This window comes from Oceanobacillus aidingensis (assembly GCF_042654105.1).
In the GTDB taxonomy this organism is placed as follows: domain Bacteria; phylum Bacillota; class Bacilli; order Bacillales; family Amphibacillaceae; genus Oceanobacillus; species Oceanobacillus oncorhynchi.
Genome location: NZ_JBHSFT010000020.1, coordinates 267,214 through 284,664, shown reverse-complemented (window position 1 = coordinate 284,664; position 17,451 = coordinate 267,214). Strand labels below are relative to the sequence as shown.

The following is a 17,451-nucleotide window of genomic DNA, read 5'->3' as shown; positions in this document are numbered from 1 at the left end:
ATCTCAGAAAAACTGAGTTAATATCTAACTAAATTACTTTGGTTCATAGAGTTTCCTATTAAAAATCGGAAGATAAAAACTCTAAATATAATATACAAGGAGAAAGTCATGAGCGAATTAACAAGGAAACAATATCCTTTAAAAGGTAGAAAAATCTTGATTACAGGGGTCAGCAGACGGGCTGGAATAGGATATGCTATAGCCAGAAAAGCAGCTGCTTTTGGGGCTACTGTTATTATTCACCATTATCAAGCACATGATCGAGAGCAGGATTGGGGAGCTGACGACTTAGATGCTGTGATAGAGGGAGTGAAAGCAGAGCTTGTAGAAGACGCAACATTTCATGAGTTCAAAGGCAACTTTATGGATGCTTCTGCTCCTAAGGAATTATTTAAAGAAATTAAAAAGCACTGCGGACATGTAGATGCTCTAGTTTGTAATCATGCCTTGAGTGGTTCCGATGGACCTTTAGAAGAACTAACGGCAGAGATGATTGACAAACACTATATTATAAATACACGTTCTTCGCTGCTGCTTGCCCAATCATTTATGAAACAGCATTCATCCGAAAAAAATATTGGGAAGATTATTTTTATGACTTCCGGACAGCAGCAAGGTCCGATGCCCGGAAAAGTGGCTTATGCTACTGCAAAAGGCGGATTAGCAGAAATCGTCCTTACGTTAGCTGATGAATTAGCTGATAAAAATATTACAATTAATACAGTGAATCCTGGTCCAGTAGACACAGGTTATTTAACAGAAAGTAAATGGAAAGAGGTAAGAAGTAAATTCCCATTTAATCGTTTTGGGGAACCTAGTGATACGGCTAATCTCATAAGCTGGCTGTTAACTGACGAAGCGTCCTGGATTACAGGGCAGGTGATAAATTCAGAAGGCGGATTTGCACGATGGAGGACTTAAAGAGGGGGGAGTGTTGTTTAATTTATTTAATTGGTTTTAGATTTGATAATGAATATCTACTTAATTCCTATATTTAATGTATCTTTAAGCGTACAGTATAATTAGATTTAATTTATTAAAAATACCAAGTCACTCTATAAATGTGATTTGGTATTTTGGGTGTCATTTTGAAAATGACAGAAATGAAAATTAGTCCATATCAAAGTTAAAATAAACTTTAATGGTAAGCTAAAAACACTTAAATGAGCAATTTCTTATATTATTGCTTATTGCTTTATTTATTTGCAACGACTATACGGTGGTAGGTAAGAATTTGTAAGGCTGCAATATTCCAGGAATAATTCAAGTGCAAATTATACAATGAGTGAAAATGGCAGGATAATCAGATATAATATCTAATAAGAATAGAAGATGACCAGAGCTGAAAGGATAGAAATTATGGCCACAATTCGAGATATTTCTGAAAAAGCAGGAGTTGCAAAGAGCACCGTGTCCAGATATTTAAATGATGGATATGTCAGTGAAGCAACAAGAAAAAAGATTGAACAGACAATTAAGGATAGTTCTTCTCGATTGTTAAATAATTTTAATTTAGTTTGAAACAAAGTGTGATTTAAAAAATAAAGCAGCCATTATAAGAACTCTTTTCCGGTAGTTAATTGTGATACTATTAACTTTATCGGAAACGGGTTCTTTTTCATTTATTTTATGCATTATTTATCCTATTTAAGTTATACATCAGTCAAATGATAGTAAATTATGAAGTTTTCTCAAAAGATAATTTAGAATAAACATAGTTCATATCTTTAAATGAATGTTATATTTTAATAAAGGAGGTCGGATGATGTATCGTATTCTAATTGTAGATGATGAAAAAGATGAAAGAAACGTCATTCGTTTTTTATTAAAAAAATTTGATTTCGAGTTAGAAATAATAGAAGCGGCTAATGGGAAAGAAGCTTTTGAAGAATTAGTGAGAAGCCCTGCTGATATTTTACTTACTGATGTGCAAATGCCTTTTGTAAACGGTATAGAATTAGCAACGAAAGTAAGGGAGCGCTATGATGATATAGAAATTATATTTTTTAGCGGTCATGATGATTTTAATTTTGTTAAGAAAGCGCTAACGCTAAGAGCTGATAATTATATATTAAAGCCTGTTAAACCAGAAGAATTTAATCAAACAATGACAGAAGTAATGAGGAATATTAGAAAACGTAAAGAGGAACAAGAAAAAAGAGAAGTAAATCAATTATTTATAAAACAGCATATTCTATATCGTTTATTAAATCAAACACCGATAGATATATTGAAAAATGAATACCCTTTCTTAAATTTTGATTTTTTAAATGACTATAATCGAATGATTCTTGTCCATTCTGATACTGCTTTTTTGGATAGTTTGTTTGAGGAAGAAAATGAATATTTTTATGAAGTAATTAAGAGAGCCACATTAGATAGTAAATATGACGTAATTAATCTAAATCCTTTTCAAATCGTCTTACTATTTAAAGATAATTTAAGGAGACCATTTACATATAAGGAAGCTGCTATGCAAATACAACAAAAAATCCAAGAAACATATGGCATCAATTGTGTTCTCTCTGTAAGTAATCATATGAAGAATCCAGTCCAAATAGCTCAAACGTATAATGAGTTAGAAGGTTACTTAAAAGATCGCTTTTTTTATTCAGATGTCTTTATCTATCCAATTGATACACCATTAACAGATAGTAAAGAGTACAAAGAAGATGAATATTTATTAGAAGAAATCGAAAGAGCACTTCAACAAGGGGATACAGTAGAATTAGAGCAAAAGATAAGTCTAATTATTCAAAAGTACGATAAAAGAACGAATACTGCACAAGGTTATCTTCGCTTCTTGTTCGCCCGGCTGCTGCAGTTATTTTTTCAGACAATGCCGGAATACAGTAAAGACAGCATGAATAGATACATTGAATTAATCTACTCTTATAAACATTTCTCTGACATCAAGCAGACTTTACTGGAAGTACAAAGGAAAGTAATAAAAGGATTAGAAGAAGAAAAGAATTCACCGAAGCATGTCATTGAAATAGTGAAACAATATATTATAGAGAATATAGAAAAAGACCTGGGTTTAGACATGTTAGCGGAAAAAGTATATTTAACGCCTGGTTATTTAAGTGATAAGTTCAAACAGGATACTGGGGTAGGAATTAATAAATATATTAAACAGGTAAGGATGAATAAAGCAGAAGAATTGCTTAGTAATACCAATATGAAAGTGAATACTATAAGTAAAGTGATTGGTTATAAAAACGATTCCTATTTTATTAGAATTTTTAGAGAGCATTTAGGTGTCAGTCCCCAAAAATACCGGGAGATGAAAAGAAGGTAGAGGTGAAGTGAATGAGATGAATCTTTTTAAACAAGGCTTTATTAATTTAAAATTCCGCAAGAAAATATTACTGATTTGTATTGTTGCCAGCTGCTTACCTATTATGACGTTAGGAAGTATGTGGTATTACCAAATACAAGATTCATTAGTTACCCGTGAAAATGAAAATCTTTCTGAAGCATTAAACCAGTCCATTCTAAATATAGATTATAAAATCGATAATTATTTGAACATAGTTAATCAAATTGTATGGAATGAAGAAATAAAAAATGGATTAACTGCAGAGTATGATAGCAACTATGAAATGTATAAGTTTTATAATGATACATTGGCTCCTACATTGGCTACCCCGCCAACTTTACAGACGGATATTGATTCTATTACTGTTTATACCGATAATCAAATGAACCCTTATGATCAATTACTGAGACCGCTGGCAGACATTAATCAAAATAGCTGGTTTAACAGTACTAAGGATTCGAATCGGCCAACTCTGGTAGCTTCATCGGAGGATGAAATATTTAAGCTGATTTATCCAATATTTGATGAACGCAGAATGTATAATAATATTCTTCAAATGGAAATAAATTATCAACAATTTTTTGACTCAATGTCCAGTTTATTTGAAGAGGATTATGGTGTCGCAATTTTGGACAGTGACGGAAATCCTGTTTATTCATATGAAACATTTTCTGATAGAAGTCTGGAAGGTAAATTTTCATTATTAGAGTCAGCAGAAGGTGTTGATAACATTGAATCTGATTTTGTCATTCAACAAGCTGAATTACCTTCTTATAGTTGGACTGTTTATTTATATCGGCCGACTGATATTATTTCAGCTGCTACGCTTCCGATGAGAGTAACGGTTGTATTGGTTATCTTATTAAGTATTTTAATTATGGTATTATCTATTTATTTATTGGCAAAAGTAGTGGTTAGACCACTAGAAAAACTATCGGAAAATATGCGAAAGATAGAAGAAGGAGATTTGACAGTCTCCGTTTTTAACAGCGGTACGGATGAAATTGGAAGCTTAATCAAACAATTTGGAGATATGGTCAATAAATTAAATAATATGATCAATCAGGTATATAAAAGTAAAATTGCCCAGCAAGAATATGAAATGAAAGCTTTACAGGCGCAAATCAATCCGCATTTTTTCTACAATAGCCTTTCATTGATTAATAGTAAAGCTATTATGGCAGAACAAGAAGAAATCAGCCAGATGACTCAACACCTGTCCAGCTTTTATCGAACTACTTTAAATAAAGGGAGAAGTATTATAGAAGTAGAGAAAGAACTTGAAAATGTGATTTCTTATATAAATATTCAACAATTAATGCATTCCAATTCATTTGATGTACATTATGAACTGGATAAATCAACTTATCACTATACCATGTTAAATTTACTTTTACAGCCATTAGTGGAGAATGCTATTAATCATGGAATCGACCATAAAGAAAGTTCTGAGCGTGGGAAATTGATGATCAAATTAAAAAGAATAGAAAATACATTAGAATTTTCTGTGACTGATAATGGAGCAGGAATAGAACCAACGAAGCTACAGTCCATCTTAACTACCAAGACGGAAGGATATGGTGTTAGAAATGTCCATAATAGAGTGCAATTATTTTATGGTTCTTCTTACGGTTTAAAGTATGAAAGTGAAATGGATTACTATACGAAAGTAACTTTGGTTATCCCAATTGTTCATGGAGAGACACAATTGTCTCACCATGTAGATGAATAGGAGAAAAACTCCACAAAATAGTTGTGGGGTTTTTTTAATTCAAGCATGAAAATAATAAAATATTCCGGAAAATAGTATATGAAAACGGATTATTTGATATTTCCCATGCATCAAACATCAATTAAAATAAATTTATACGAAATCGATGGCCATGATTTTGCTAGAAAGACAGAATATGAAGGGAGATTACAAGAAAATGAAAACGGATTCATTGAAAAATATTAAATTACTAATAATCTTATTAATGCTAACCAGTACATTAGCTGCATGTGTACAGAAATCTTCCAATGATGGGGAAACAACAACAGAAGATGGCAAGCCTATTATCAATATCGGCCGTTCGACAGGCTCCAATCCTAAACTGCCTGAAGGGGATACTTTTGAAGATAATGCGTATACTCGTGTAGCTGAAGAAGTATTAGATATAGAGATTCGAAATGCATTCGAAGCAGAGGGAGAAGACTATAACAGGCAAGTAGCTTTGGCTATTTCTTCTGGAGATTTACCAGATATGATGATCGTTTCCAGAGAGGAGCTGAAAGATTTAGTCGATAATGATTTAATTGAAGATTTAAGCGATGTATATGAAGAAAATGCGAGTGATTATATTAAAGAAACCTATGCCACCTATGATAATCAGCCTTTAGAAGATGCGACCTTTGAGGACAGCCTTATGGCACTTCCGGGAACGGAGTCTCTGGCAGCACCGCAAATGGTTTGGATACGTGAGGATTGGTTAGAAGAATTAGATTTATCAATAGATGAAGATGGAGACAGCCTGATTACTTTGGACGAATTGGAAGAAGTTGCAAAATCTTTCATTGAAAATGATCCAGGTGATTCTGGCAATCCGGTTGGGGTACCTTTTGAAAATTATTTAAATGCAGGAGATTATGGATCATTTACGATGAATTCTATTGCTGCGGTTTATGAAGGACAGCCTAAAAAATATTTAATAGAAGAAGATGGCAGTATTTCTTATGGATCAACATCAGAAGGTACAAAACAAGCACTTGAATTAATGAATGACTGGTTTGAGGAAGGTATCATTGACCCGCAATTTGGAACGAGGTCATTTGATGACATTATGGCCTTGCTTACAAATGGGCAAACAGGTATCGCAACAGGCCCTTGGCACATACCGGACTGGGGGTTATCGAATATTAGAGAGATGGATAATGATGCAAGATTTACAGCTTATGCATTAGCGGATGATGAGGGCAAAGTAAATGTACCCGAACAAAAAACAACAGGCAGTAATTTTATCGTTGTCAGGAAAGGATATGAGCATCCAGAGAAAGCAGTCGAAATGTTGAACTTATTTTATGACGACATTGAAAATACAACAGAAGAGGATATGGAAAATACGTTCCCTGAGGTCGCAGAATATTTGGAACAAGGTGTCGATGATTCAACGAAACCATTTAACATCGTAGTTCTTCCAATGCAGACATATTTGGATGATTATCAAGATGTTCAAGCTGTTTTGAATGAAGAGATGGCTGTTGAAGAAATTACTAATCCTCAAGTTAGACAAAGTATAAATGGAATTGAAAATTATACGGAAAATCCTGAGGACGCACCAACTTCTAACTGGTCTAGCTATCATTCCCGTATTGTAGGGTGGGGGTTAATGAACAAGCTGACGGAAGAAGAACGATTTAATTGGGTAGAAGCAGCTTATGTGGTGAACACACCAACAATGGAACAAAAAGGAGCTAATCTAACAAAGTTAGAAGAAGAAGACTTTATTAAGATTATAACAGGAGCAGAGCCGGTTGATTATTTTGATACGTTTGTTGACAACTGGCATAATCAAGGCGGTAACGAAATCCTGGATGAAATAGAAGAAGAGCTGACTCAACAAGAATAGATAGTGAAGAGGGGTTGAGCAACAGCCCCTCTGTTACACATTAGGAAAGCATAAAATTTTAGCGCAGAAGTGATTCGACGTAGTAAAAATTTTTAGGTACCAAGTATAAGCGCAACTAAGGCATTCGCCGAAAGGCTTGCACTCCAGAGCATAAGGGATTCTAAGAAAGCAAAATACGCTTTCAAGACTCCCTTTAACGAATACCAAGTTTTCTTTAAAGGAGGGAAAGAAGTTGGCAATAAATAATCAGGTTGCACCTGCACGTGATCGTAAGAAAGATGTGAAAAAGGCGAAATTAACCTACCACGCTATGCTAGCGCCAGGAATGATTTTTTTGCTTATATTTAGCTTTGCGCCAATGTTTGGAATCATCATGGCTTTTCAGGATTTTGTACCGGCAAAAGGTTTCTTTGGCTCAGAGTTTGTAGGACTGGAACATTTCAGTTATATGTTCAACCTTCCTGATATTGGAAAAGTGTTTCGGAATACAATTGTAATTGCATTAGGGAAAATTATTTTTGGTTCGCTGCTTGCAATTGCATTTGCGATTTTATTAAATGAAATTCGTGTGAAATTGCTTAAAAAATCTGTACAGACTATTGTTTATTTACCTCACTTTTTATCATGGGTAGTTTTGGCAACGGTTGTGGTCAATTTATTTAGTTTGGACGGAACGGTTAATCAAATTTTAGATTCGTTCGGTCTGGATAGAATTAATTTTCTTGGAAGTAATACCTGGTTTCAGCCCTTATTAATTGGTTCGGATGTCTGGAAAGAGTTTGGCTTTAACTCCGTGATTTATTTAGCTGCTATTGCTTCTATCGATCCAGGCTTGCATGAAGCTGCCAGTATGGATGGAGCAAATTGGTGGAAACGTGTTTGGCATATTACCTTACCGGGGATGCTGCCGATTATCCTGCTCTTAGCCATTTTAAGTCTCCCAAGTGTACTAGAAGGCGGCTTTGATCAAGTATATAACCTCTATTCTCCAATGGTTTATGAAACTGGGGATACGATTGATACTTATGTATATAGAGAAGGTTTGGTCGGACGTGATTACAGTTTTGGAGCAGCTGTAGGTTTGTTTAGATCTGTAATTGGTTTGATTCTAATACTGTCAGCTAATAATATAGCCAAAAAATTCACAGAAAGAAAATTATTCTAAGGGGGAGTATAAATGATACAAGGAAATAGTCTCTCCACGAAAATGGGAAAATTTATCATTTATCTTATCGTTATATTTTTGGGGTTAATATGTCTATTACCCTTGTGGAATATCGTTGCTATATCCTTCAGCAGCGGGGCAGCAGTGGCGGCTAACATAGTTGGACTTACGCCGGTCAATTTTTCAACAGGTGCTTACGAAATGATTATGGAGGATGCACAGTTCTGGAGATCATTCTTTATATCTGTACAGCGCGTGGTGCTTGCTTTAGTAATTAACTTGACATTAATTGTGTTAATGGCTTACCCATTATCCAAAACGAAACGTGAATTCAAGAGTAGAAATATCTATATGAACATCATTATTTTTGCCATGTTATTTAGCGGCGGATTAATTCCGACCTATATTATCATCAGGAACCTGAATTTATTAGATACCATTTGGGTTTTAGTCTTACCGGGGGCAGTACCAATTTTTAGCGTGATTTTAATTATGAATTTCTTTGTCGGTGTCCCAAAATCTTTGGAAGAAGCAGCTATTATTGATGGTGCCAGTCCACTGCAAATATTAACTAAAGTCTATATTCCGGTTTCTTTGCCGGCTCTAGCAACAGTGGCATTGTTTAGTATTGTAGGTAACTGGAATGATTTTATGACAGGACTTATTTATATGAGTCAAGTAAGTAACTATCCGATTATGACCTATATTCAGTCTCTTACCATTGATATTTCTGAGTTGGTGAGGTCTGGTACAAATAGTGATGCGCTGCAGAATATTGCTGAAGTACAGAATCGGAATCTCAATGCAGCAAAAATAGTAGTTTCTACGATTCCTTTATTATTGATTTATCCTTTTCTTCAAAAATACTTTGTAACGGGTATTGTTGTGGGATCTGTTAAAGAATAGTGTCAACTGGGGAGGAATAAAACATGGGGAGTATCTTAGGGATAGACGGTCCTGTATATCATTTTTTATCTAGAGTAGTAGAATTGATTTTACTAAATATAGTGTTTATCCTTTTCAGTTTGCCGATTGTAACAATTGGTGCTTCTGTTACTGCTATGTTTTCAATTACGTTGAAAATGGTTAGGGGTGAAGAGGGTGGGCTAATCAACGGGTTTTGGCAGGCATTCAAAAATAATTTCAAACAAAGTACACTTATTTGGGGGCTTTTAGCTTTATTCGGAATAATTCTAGCATTAAACTATTTCTTTTTACAATTTTATACTGGAAAATTTTCAACAATAATTTTAATGAGTTTAGTAATGTTCTCGGCCATTTTCTGTATATATCTTGTACTGATTTTTCCATATATTGCACGTTATAACTGTACAATAAAAGAAGCTTGTATAAATGTAATAAAAATAAGTATAGCCAATATGTATTTTATTTTATTAATTATTGTCTTTATACTGGGACCCGGAGTGTTAATGCTCTTCTCACCATTATGGCTGGTAGTAAAAATATATATGGATATTTTTATTGGTTTTTCTTTTATTGCTTACGTTAGCTCTTTTATGATTAGAAGAATATTTGAAAAGTATGAGACTTAACAGTAGATTTTTGGAAAATAGTATTGGTAAAAGATAAATAAAATTCTAGCATATTAAACGAATCCTTTGATAAACTGTCAGATTTTAGCAGGAGAGTTCGCTGAATTTCTTAATAAGTTGACTTAGGCAACTTATTAAGAAATTCTATTCGAACATTGTATAGTGTCACTCCGAAGAGTGAGACATTTACTATTGCAATCAATATTAAGTGAATTAATAAATCTTTCTTTTGTGTCTAAAAATTAACTATTTATTTAAAGGATAAGCACTGTAACCAGCGGAGAAAAATCCTAGAGACTACCATGGGAAAAGAAGTGTTTTTCTGTAGCGGTTGCCGAAAGGTAAAATATTAAGTTCAACTTATATAAGTGAATAAAAAATCTCGATATTTATTGACAATTGAAAGCGATATCTTTATTATGTAATTAAATATTAAACGTTTAACTTTTTTATTTAGGAGAGGGTGTCTTTTGAACGTAACTTTGAAAGATGTAAGTAAACATTGCGGTTTATCAACAGCTACAGTATCGCATGTATTACATGGTACAAAATCTGTAAAGAAAGAAACGAAAGAGAAAGTGTTAAAATCTGTTGAAACATTAGGTTATATACCACATGCATCCGCTCGCCAGCTTAAATCTGGTTCTAGCCAATTAATTGGTGTTTTAACCATTGGTTATAATCCATTTTTTACAGATGTACTTAATGGAATACAGGTTCAAGCAGAAGCCTTAGGTTGGAAAATTATTGTAGGAAGTACAGGGGAAGACATAGAAGCACAACAGTCATTTCTTGATTCTCTGATGCAACAAAGAGCAGAAGGAATTATTATGGCACCAACAAAAGGATGGACAAAGGAAAAATTAAAACGCTATCTAAATAACACATCTATGGTTTTTTTGGATCGTAAAGTGCCTGGTCTGGAAGAATATACGTTAGCTACAAATAATGAACAAATTTCAGTTGAAGCAGTCAATCATCTAATCAACGAACATTCCTATAAAGAAATAGGTATTATTTATGCAAATACGGAAGTTTCCTCTATGGAAGATCGAAAACAGGGATATATGAAGGCAATGAAATCTGCTGGTTTCTCTGTAAAAGACAACTTTATAGCTTGTGGTGACGGAAGTATTGAAACTGGTCAGAAAGCAATGAAAAAATTATTGGACCAAAATCCTCGTATAGAAGCAGTTTACATTACGAATAACCAATTACTTTTAGGAGCATATAGAGAGCTGAAAAAAAGAGATAAAAAAATTCCTGATGACATTGCAGTTATAGGATTTGATATAGAACCATGGATGGAATTTTTACATCCGCAAATCACTATTATTGAGCAACCTGTTCAAAGAATAGGGGAGCAAGCAATACAAAAGTTATTAGATATAAAAAACGGAGAAAATAAAAAGACAGAGGAGTTAAAGAATAAATTGATTATTGGAGAGACATGCGGGTGTATTCAAAGTAAAATTTAAATAATAAGTTTGATAAACTTATTAATTTTTAACTCGAAAGTTAAACGTTTAACTTTTCATGGAGGATGAAGAAAATGAAAAAAATCATTTGTTTTTCTAATATTATTCTACTTTTATTAATAGTAGGTTGTAGTAATAATGAGAATGCTTCTTCTGAAGAGGATATGCAGGAACCTGTAGACTATTCTGAGCCAGAAGGAACAATTGTATGGTCAAGCGGAGGCCTTTCTGGATTAGGGTTAAGACAAGAATTAATAGAAGGGTTTGAAGAACAATACCCAAACGTTAATGTTGAGTTGGAGGAAGCGCCGTCTACTACAAATCAATCACAAACTTATTATACGACCACAATTGGAGGGCAAAACGAAACACCGGATATTTACAGCGGGGATTCCAATTGGCCAGCACAATTTGGGAATGCAAACATTGCAATGGATTTGTCAAATGTAATGCCAGAGGAATTTTGGAATCGTTTTCCAGAAACATTGATTGATTCTGTTACTTATGAAGGCGGAATCTATGGTGCTCCATTCTATGATAATATCGGCGTTCTTTATTATCGCGAGGATATTTTAGAAGAAGCGGGGTTGCCTGTTCCGAGCACATGGGAAGAATTGCAAGAAACCTCCATACAATTACAAGAAGAGGGATATGTGGACTACGGGTTCGTTTGGCAGGGAGCTTCTTATGAAGGGTTAACGACAAATTTCTTAGAATATTTACGTGCAGCAGGCGGGGATGTCTTAGATGAAGATGAGAATGTCGTGATTAACTCACCGGAAACAGAAAAAGCTTTATCCTTTGTAAAAGAGTTGTTTACTAGCGGTGCAACACCAAATGCAGTAGCTACTTTTCATGAAGATGAAGCAACGAATACGTTTAGTTCAGGATCAGCAGCTTTCTTACGTAATTGGATGAGTTACTATGGTCAATTACAGGATCCGGATACCTCTGCAATAAGTGAAAATGTAGGAATAGTACCGCTTCCTGCCTTTGAAGGCGGAGAAAGTAACACAACACAATCCGGATGGAATGTGTTTATCAACCCAAATACAGAGAACCTAGAAGCATCTTTAGCTTTTATGGATTATTTAACAGGTGAAGAAGCTCAAAGGCTGATTGTAGAAAAACATGATATGATTCCGACCAATATCAGTATTACGGAAGATCCTGAAATGATTCAGGAATATCCTATATTAGAAATTTATCAAGAAGCAGTTCCGACACCAAGGCCGAAATCTCCAAACTATAATGCTATTTCTGAAGGTATATATATGAATGTGAATGATATGTTTGTCAGAGATCGAGATGTTAAGGAAATACTGGAAGTTATGGAAGAACAAATAAAATCAGCAAATGAATCTGGATTATAACACAAGAAAAGAGGTTTAGCCATGTCAAATAGAACTAAAAATGTGAATCAACAACCCTTGCATCATAGACCATGGAAAAAAAACGTGCCCGGATATTTAATGGTACTTCCTGCTTTTCTGGTGCTTGCAGCGATTATGTTCTATCCAATTTTTTACACCATTCGTATGAGCTTAAGCAATGTAGATATCTCAAGCAGCGGGTATATATTCGATTTTATTGGGCTGCAGCATTACATTGATATCTTCACCAACCCGGTTTATTGGGATAGCATATGGTTTACATTCTATTTTGCTTTTGTCACGGTTGCTGTTGAAATTGTGCTAGGACTGTTAATTGCGCTAGCGATTAATAAAGTGAAGCGTTTATTAAATGTATCTCTGGTTGTTATGTTAATCCCATGGGCGTTAATCACTGTCGTATCCGGTCAGATGTGGTCATACATCTACAATGCTGTCTATGGCGTATTAAACTATGTTTTGGAAACACTACATCTGATTGACAGCCCAATTGCTTGGCTGGCGACTCCCGATACAGCTGTTATCAGCATGATGATTGCAGAAATATGGAAGACCACCCCATTTGTTGTCATTATATTATTAGCAGGATTACAAATGGTTCCAAAGGATCAATATGAAGCTGCCTCCATGGATGGAGCAAATGTTTGGCAACAATTTTGGAAGATTACGTTGCCAGCTATTAAAGGTAGTATTGCAGTTTCTATTATTTTTCGCTTATTACAAGCTTTTGGGGTATTTGATTTACCGTTTGTATTAACAGGTGGCGGACCGGGTAACGCTACCCAACCAGTTGCAATGTTAGCACAAAAATCATTGTTTCAGAATTTGAATTTTGGTCTAGGTTCAGCGATTTCTGTAAGCGTTGTATTTTTCATTATTATGTTGTCAATTACATTTTATCCGCTGATTCGCTCTGTTGTGAAAGGAGAGTCTTAACCTATGCGACGATTATCCACTGCTGGCCGTTATGCCGTTTTGATTAGTTTTTTGGCTATTATTATAGCCCCATTCTATTGGATAGTTATTACGTCTTTAAAACCGGCATCTGAATTGGGGGATTATCCGCCCAGTTTAATTCCGGAAACATGGACACTAGATCATTATCGGGAAGCATTAGTTGATTTTGGTTTTTTAGAAAATTTATTCAACAGTATGATTGTATCTGTATCTGCAACAATTATTGTACTAATATTTTCAAGTATGGCAGCCTTTGCTATAGCAAAACTGCCATTACCGAATAAATATCCAATGATGGTTGGACTGTTGATTTTATCGATGTTTCCTCCAGTTACCGTTGCGCCGGCCGTCTATATTATGCTGAATAATTTAGGTTTGTTGAACACATATACTGGACTGGTAATCCCTTATATAGCTTTTAATTTGCCATTCGCAGTTTGGTTGTTACGAAATTATTTTGTACAGATTCCGACTTCGTTGCTAGAAAGCGCAAGAGTTGATGGAGCAAATGTATTTACTATTTTTTACAAAATATACCTTCCCTTAATTAAGCCTGGGTTATTTACAGCAGCGATTTTCACTTATATTGCAACATGGATTGAATTCTTCCTGGCATTAATTATAAATTCAGATCCGTCAATGCGGACGGTTTCGGTTGGTATTGCACTATTCAGTGGTCCATATTCCATTCCATACGGCACCATATTTGCCGGTTCAATCATTGCAATGCTACCAATTGTTATATTAACAGTTATATTCAGAAAAGGAATTATTTCCGGTCTAACCGGAGGAGCAATAAAAGGATAAATTATAATATAGAAAGGGAGTTTTGAAATGTTTACACTAGAAGGAATTGAAAAGTTAAAAAAGAATAAAAGCAGGTCTATTAATCCAGAGAATCCTACTGGAGCAGCCGGAGAAGGTGGTAAAGAAGGAAGTGATTTAGGACCAAGCAGAAAAGGGAGCCCGATGATCCAAATAAAGAGTGGGGAAACCTTGACATTGGCAGAAATAGAGGGGCCGGGAACTATTCGTCATATTTGGATGACAGTGACAGATGCAACCATACACGGAAGCTTTGTACTAAGAGATCTTGTATTGCGGATGTATTGGGATAATGAAGAAACACCATCTGTTGAAACTCCATTGGGAGACTTCTTCTGTAATGGCTTTGGAACACGATGTGATATTAATTCTATGCCTATCGTAGTTAATCCATCCGGAGCAATGAATTGTTATTTTCCAATGCCATTTAGGAAAAAAGCACGTATCGAAATAACAAATGAACACGAGGGAGATATTGATGCTTTCTTCTACACTATTAATTATACCGTAGAAGACGAAATAGACGATGATACAGCATATTTTCATGCACAATGGCGTCGAGAAAAATATACGAAGGAAGCAAAAGATTATACGGTAGTCAGGAATATTGAAGGAAAGGGGCATTATGTTGGAACCTATCTTGCTTTAACTGCACTGGAGCGTTATTGGTGGGGCGAAGGAGAATTTAAATTCTATATTGATGATGATGAAAAATATCCGACTATTTGCGGCACAGGTACCGAAGATTATTTTGGCGGAGCTTGGGCTTTTCATAAAAAACATAAAGATGGAGTTATTCGATCATCCACTTATAATACACCGTTTTTAGGTTATGCTTTTCAATCTACGGAGGATCATACAAGGGATAATTTTCCAACTAAAGATAGTATTCCGACGCATGGATTCGGAAGAGATGCGTTGCCAATGCATGGACTGTATCGTTGGCATTTACCGGATCCAATACGTTTTGATGAAAAATTGACAGTGACGCTTCAACAAATAGGTAATGATGATATTAAATTGTTTGAACGTGCAGATGATATTTCATCAGTTGCATATTGGTATCAAACAATGCCGCATCAGCCGTTTCCTAAATTCCCAGAAACAAAAGAGAGACGACCAAGATAAGATACAGGGATAAAAAGAGAAACTTCTTAGCACAAAACAAGGAAGTTTCTCTTTATTGAGAGTTTTCTAATCTAATCTCTCACGGCATAACTGAAATTATTTTGATAAGAGATTTGCTAATTGCCATTAAAATAGAACTTCAGCATAGTTCATTAAAAGTAACTATTAATTTTTGACTTCCTGGGCTGCAATACTTAAAGGTACTATTGCTATAAGCCAACAAAGGGGTATAGAGTTATAAGTAATTCAGATATAGCTGTTTAAAGGTATAAATTCTATTTAGCTTTGGATGGTTCACTGGAATTTTTAATTTACTGACTTGCTTATTCAACCATTAAGATTCAAACATTTTCTCACGATATTCCCTTGGAGAAACAAGATGAAATTTCTTGAAAACACGGTGAAAATACGAATAAGAGCCAAAGCCGCAGTTTTGGGCAATATTTTCTAATGTCATTGTTGTATATTTCATCTGATTGATTGCGGTAGAAATCCGAATCGATTGTGCATATTCCACCATTGTTTGTCCAATATATTCCTTGAAAAGGTGAACACATCTTGACACACTCATATTACAATAATTTGCAATATCATTTATTTTGAAGTCTTGTTTGGTTGCATTTTCTTCAATATAGCGCATCATCTTTGTAACAATATAAGGTCTGTTAATGTCTGTTGATTTTTTATCCAGTGAGCGTTCTAGAGAAACACAAAGTGCACTTAGCAAGTAGTGAGTTAATTTACTATTCTTTTCTTTTTCCGGTCTTCTTTCTTCAATAAAGAGGGATTGCCATAAATTTAAGACGGTGTGATCCATCGTAATTTTGGAAAGTACTGGCCTGTGGCGAAAAAGCTGGTCAACTTCTTCGCCTTCACAATATAAGCAATAGTCACCGCTTTGTTGGCCTTCTGCTACATGCAGTTCATAGGTTTCCCCGGGTTTGACAATTAATAAATCGCCTTTTTCAATATGATGTGTTTCATTGTTTACTTTAATTTTCGCTTTACCTTCGATCTGTAATCGAAACAGATAAGAGGCGTAACGAGATTTATGCATCGTGTGAAATAATTGGTTATGATAGGAATAACCGCAAAAGCTGACTCTCATATTTTTCTCCTTTTATAATTAAATAGTTCATGTTTTCATTATATCATTTATGTTAAATTGATAGAATATCCTTTATGATAATAATTAGATTATCTGTAAATGAAAGCGATTATATCCTTGTGATCTGTTTTTCTCTCTATTGGATTTATTAATCGTTACTTTACGCAAATAAGACAACTAGGAGGTACAGGAATGAATATAACTGTATGGAATGAAAATCGTCACGAAAAAACAAATGAAACCGTTGCATCCATTTACCCAAAAGGTATCCATGGCGCAATCGCCGGCTTTTTAACAGAAGCAGGGCATGACGTAACAACAGCGACATTAGACGAACCAGAGCATGGATTAACAGAAGAAGTGCTGAATAACACAGAAGTCCTGGTTTGGTGGGGGCATATGGCGCATGGGGAAGTACAGGATGACATTGTGGAACGCGTAAAACAGCGTGTATTAGAAGGAATGGGATTAATTGTTCTTCACTCCGGCCATTTCTCTAAAATCTTTAAATCACTGATGGGGACAGGCTGTGATTTAAAATGGCGTGAATCGGATGATACAGAGCGTGTATGGAATGTAGATCCATCTCATCCCATTGCCAAAGGAATCGGCGAATATTTTGAAATTGAAAAAGAAGAAATGTATGGAGAGCATTTTGATATTCCTGCTCCAGATGAATTGGTTTTTGTCAGTTGGTTTACCGGCGGAGAGGTCTTCCGCAGCGGAGCAACATTTAAACGCGGCAGAGGGAAGATATTCTATTTCCGTCCTGGCCATGAAACCTATCCGACGTATCATCAGGCTGAGGTCCAGCAAGTAATCAAAAATGCAGTAGAATGGGCTAAGAATCAAGATACTCCAAAGCATACGTATGGCAATTATCAGCCGATTGAAAAATAAATCAAGATAGAGAGAGGAA

General features: G+C 35.0%; 14 protein-coding genes and 1 pseudogene. 14 read left to right on the top strand and 1 reads right to left on the bottom strand.

Annotated features, from left to right (window positions below):
- The first annotated feature begins 108 nt into the window (after nt 1-108).
- The 13 genes and pseudogenes from ACFO3P_RS14500 (at nt 109) to ACFO3P_RS14440 (ending at nt 15,424) form a co-directional block, all read left to right on the top strand.
- Nucleotides 109-921: an SDR family oxidoreductase gene (locus ACFO3P_RS14500; protein ID WP_379542466.1), complete on the top strand. Its 813-nt coding sequence runs from the start codon at nt 109-111 to the stop codon at nt 919-921.
- A 438-nt stretch (nt 922-1,359) separates the two neighbouring features.
- Nucleotides 1,360-1,485: pseudogene (locus tag ACFO3P_RS14495) on the top strand (LacI family DNA-binding transcriptional regulator); the annotation flags it as partial.
- A 280-nt stretch (nt 1,486-1,765) separates the two neighbouring features.
- Nucleotides 1,766-3,301: a response regulator gene (locus ACFO3P_RS14490; RefSeq protein WP_368901335.1), complete on the top strand. Its 1,536-nt coding sequence runs from the start codon at nt 1,766-1,768 to the stop codon at nt 3,299-3,301.
- A 16-nt stretch (nt 3,302-3,317) separates the two neighbouring features.
- On the top strand, nt 3,318-5,054 hold the full coding sequence (locus ACFO3P_RS14485) for a cache domain-containing sensor histidine kinase (RefSeq protein ID WP_226894996.1): 1,737 nt from the start codon (nt 3,318-3,320) through the stop codon (nt 5,052-5,054).
- A 196-nt stretch (nt 5,055-5,250) separates the two neighbouring features.
- Nucleotides 5,251-6,927, top strand: coding sequence for an extracellular solute-binding protein (locus ACFO3P_RS14480; protein WP_332094402.1), 1,677 nt, complete (start codon nt 5,251-5,253; stop codon nt 6,925-6,927).
- A 310-nt stretch (nt 6,928-7,237) separates the two neighbouring features.
- The gene (locus tag ACFO3P_RS14475) at nt 7,238-8,092 is read left to right on the top strand and encodes an ABC transporter permease (RefSeq protein ID WP_084613013.1); all 855 of its coding nucleotides are present in this window, start codon (nt 7,238-7,240) and stop codon (nt 8,090-8,092) included.
- A 12-nt stretch (nt 8,093-8,104) separates the two neighbouring features.
- Nucleotides 8,105-8,998 carry a carbohydrate ABC transporter permease gene (locus ACFO3P_RS14470; protein ID WP_339179511.1) on the top strand — a complete coding sequence of 298 codons (894 nt, stop codon included), beginning with the start codon at nt 8,105-8,107 and terminating at the stop codon, nt 8,996-8,998.
- A gap of 23 nt (nt 8,999-9,021) precedes the next feature.
- The gene (locus tag ACFO3P_RS14465; RefSeq protein ID WP_379542465.1) at nt 9,022-9,645 is read left to right on the top strand and encodes a YesL family protein; all 624 of its coding nucleotides are present in this window, start codon (nt 9,022-9,024) and stop codon (nt 9,643-9,645) included.
- Between the two features lie 470 nt (nt 9,646-10,115).
- Nucleotides 10,116-11,123 carry a substrate-binding domain-containing protein gene (locus ACFO3P_RS14460; RefSeq protein ID WP_379542464.1) on the top strand — a complete coding sequence of 336 codons (1,008 nt, stop codon included), beginning with the start codon at nt 10,116-10,118 and terminating at the stop codon, nt 11,121-11,123.
- Between the two features lie 74 nt (nt 11,124-11,197).
- A complete protein-coding gene (locus tag ACFO3P_RS14455; RefSeq protein WP_379542463.1) occupies nt 11,198-12,496 on the top strand; it encodes an ABC transporter substrate-binding protein in 1,299 nt (432 codons plus the stop codon).
- A 21-nt stretch (nt 12,497-12,517) separates the two neighbouring features.
- Nucleotides 12,518-13,450, top strand: a complete 933-nt coding sequence (locus ACFO3P_RS14450; RefSeq protein ID WP_332094399.1) for a carbohydrate ABC transporter permease — start codon at nt 12,518-12,520, stop codon at nt 13,448-13,450.
- Between the two features lie 3 nt (nt 13,451-13,453).
- On the top strand, nt 13,454-14,278 hold the full coding sequence (locus tag ACFO3P_RS14445) for a carbohydrate ABC transporter permease (protein ID WP_042530121.1): 825 nt from the start codon (nt 13,454-13,456) through the stop codon (nt 14,276-14,278).
- 27 nt (nt 14,279-14,305) lie between these two features.
- Nucleotides 14,306-15,424: a glycoside hydrolase family 172 protein gene (locus ACFO3P_RS14440; protein WP_256704995.1), complete on the top strand. Its 1,119-nt coding sequence runs from the start codon at nt 14,306-14,308 to the stop codon at nt 15,422-15,424.
- Between the two features lie 334 nt (nt 15,425-15,758).
- Here ACFO3P_RS14440 and ACFO3P_RS14435 read toward each other — a convergent pair whose 3' ends face one another.
- Nucleotides 15,759-16,532, bottom strand: coding sequence for an AraC family transcriptional regulator (locus ACFO3P_RS14435; RefSeq protein WP_042530125.1), 774 nt, complete (start codon nt 16,530-16,532; stop codon nt 15,759-15,761).
- Between the two features lie 192 nt (nt 16,533-16,724).
- Here ACFO3P_RS14435 and ACFO3P_RS14430 point away from each other — a divergent pair, with 192 nt between their 5' ends.
- Entirely contained in the window at nt 16,725-17,432 is a 708-nt protein-coding gene (locus ACFO3P_RS14430) for a ThuA domain-containing protein (protein WP_042530128.1), read from the top strand.
- Nucleotides 17,433-17,451: the final 19 nt, after the last annotated feature.

Bases quoted from the DNA above. Each gene is read 5' to 3' on its own strand.
- ACFO3P_RS14485 (WP_226894996.1), top strand. From the start codon at position 3,318: ATGAATCTTTTTAAACAAGGCTTTATTAATTTAAAATTCCGCAAGAAA.
- ACFO3P_RS14500 (WP_379542466.1), top strand. From the start codon at position 109: ATGAGCGAATTAACAAGGAAACAATATCCTTTAAAAGGTAGAAAAATC.
- ACFO3P_RS14435 (WP_042530125.1), bottom strand. From the start codon at position 16,532: ATGAGAGTCAGCTTTTGCGGTTATTCCTATCATAACCAATTATTTCAC.
- ACFO3P_RS14480 (WP_332094402.1), top strand. From the start codon at position 5,251: ATGAAAACGGATTCATTGAAAAATATTAAATTACTAATAATCTTATTA.
- ACFO3P_RS14470 (WP_339179511.1), top strand. From the start codon at position 8,105: ATGATACAAGGAAATAGTCTCTCCACGAAAATGGGAAAATTTATCATT.
- ACFO3P_RS14465 (WP_379542465.1), top strand. From the start codon at position 9,022: ATGGGGAGTATCTTAGGGATAGACGGTCCTGTATATCATTTTTTATCT.
- ACFO3P_RS14445 (WP_042530121.1), top strand. From the start codon at position 13,454: ATGCGACGATTATCCACTGCTGGCCGTTATGCCGTTTTGATTAGTTTT.
- ACFO3P_RS14475 (WP_084613013.1), top strand. From the start codon at position 7,238: ATGCTAGCGCCAGGAATGATTTTTTTGCTTATATTTAGCTTTGCGCCA.
- ACFO3P_RS14430 (WP_042530128.1), top strand. From the start codon at position 16,725: ATGAATATAACTGTATGGAATGAAAATCGTCACGAAAAAACAAATGAA.
- ACFO3P_RS14450 (WP_332094399.1), top strand. From the start codon at position 12,518: ATGTCAAATAGAACTAAAAATGTGAATCAACAACCCTTGCATCATAGA.
- ACFO3P_RS14440 (WP_256704995.1), top strand. From the start codon at position 14,306: ATGTTTACACTAGAAGGAATTGAAAAGTTAAAAAAGAATAAAAGCAGG.
- ACFO3P_RS14490 (WP_368901335.1), top strand. From the start codon at position 1,766: ATGTATCGTATTCTAATTGTAGATGATGAAAAAGATGAAAGAAACGTC.
- ACFO3P_RS14455 (WP_379542463.1), top strand. From the start codon at position 11,198: ATGAAAAAAATCATTTGTTTTTCTAATATTATTCTACTTTTATTAATA.